Source organism: Bradyrhizobium liaoningense (assembly GCF_018130785.1).
In the GTDB taxonomy this organism is placed as follows: Bacteria; Pseudomonadota; Alphaproteobacteria; order Rhizobiales; family Xanthobacteraceae; genus Bradyrhizobium; species Bradyrhizobium liaoningense_A.
In genome coordinates this window covers 1-1,138 of the sequence record NZ_JAFCJT010000067.1, presented here as the reverse complement: position 1 = coordinate 1,138, position 1,138 = coordinate 1, and the positions used below count along the sequence as shown (strand labels likewise).

Annotated in this window: 1 protein-coding gene; it reads right to left on the bottom strand. The window is 60.6% G+C overall.

The genetic code is table 11. The annotated features are described in order from the left end of the window. Positions 1–64: 64 nt before the first annotated feature. Positions 65–1,138: IS1182 family transposase (locus JQ627_RS38905; protein WP_212489602.1), on the bottom strand; the 1,074-nt coding region annotated here is incomplete at its 5' end.

The following is a 1,138-nucleotide window of genomic DNA, read 5'->3' as shown; positions in this document are numbered from 1 at the left end:
GGTCTTGGCCGTGTAAAAACGGCCTTACTGGGCCGTCAGTCTTGAAGCCAAAACTGAGCCGACCTCAGGCCACGATCGCGGCGATCAGCGGCCTGATCCCAAGGATGTTCATTGCTCGGGTCAGATTATAGGCCAAAACCGAGAGGGCCATCTCAGCGGCGACCTTTGGAAGGGTTTTAGTCAGGAAGTGCGTCGCTCCCATGCGTGCCTTCATCGTGCCGAACGGATGCTCGACAGTTTCGCGACGAAGGCGCATAGCGAGCGGGTTCGCATCGAGCCGCTGCTGCACGGCGTCGAGCAGATCCTCGTGCTCCCATCGCGCGATCCGTCGCTCTGACCCGGGCGTACACTGGGCCTTGATCGAACAATTCTTACAGGCATTGGTCCAGTAGCGCCGCAGCATCTTGTCGGCTTCTTCGTTTGTATAGCGATACGGCAATAGCTCTCCGGCCGGACAACGATAGGCGTCTTCCTCCGGCAAATAGACAAAGTCCTGCTTACCGAAGCGTCCGTCTGACTTGGCGCCCGAAGTCAGCGGCTTGGGCAGAGTTACCGTGATGCCGACCTCGTGGCAGGCGAGGATCTCCGGGCTGCTGAAGTAGCCACGATCGGCAACGGCCTCGAGCGTCTCGGTCTTCAGAACAGCCTTCGCCTGCCTGGCCATGTTGGCAAGTTGTGCCCGATCTGAGCCGCTGTTCGTCACCTCATGCGCGATGATCAGGTGATGGTCGGTATCGACGGCGACTTGGACATTGTAGCCGACAACGCCGGATCCGCGGCCACTGGTTGCCATCGAACGGCTATCCGGATCGGTCAGCGAGATCTGCTGATCCGGCGAAGCAAACATCTGCTTCTCGGAGGCAGCAAGCTTGCCCATTTCCTCCTTCAGCTTTGTCAGCTTCTCGGTAAGCCTCGTCACCTTCGCCGCCAGCGCCTCGCTCGGCTCCTGTCGGTCGGCCGTGTCAAGTTGGCTCAAGTAGCGCGCGACGCTCTCCTCCAGCTGAGCACGTCGCCGCTCCACCTTCGCGCGCGTGAAGTTCCTGTCCCGGTTGTTAACGGCCTTGAACTTGCTGCCATCGATGGCGACGCTCGCTGTCGCGAGCAGGCCCATCTCGCGGCAAAGTTCGACGAAGCGCGC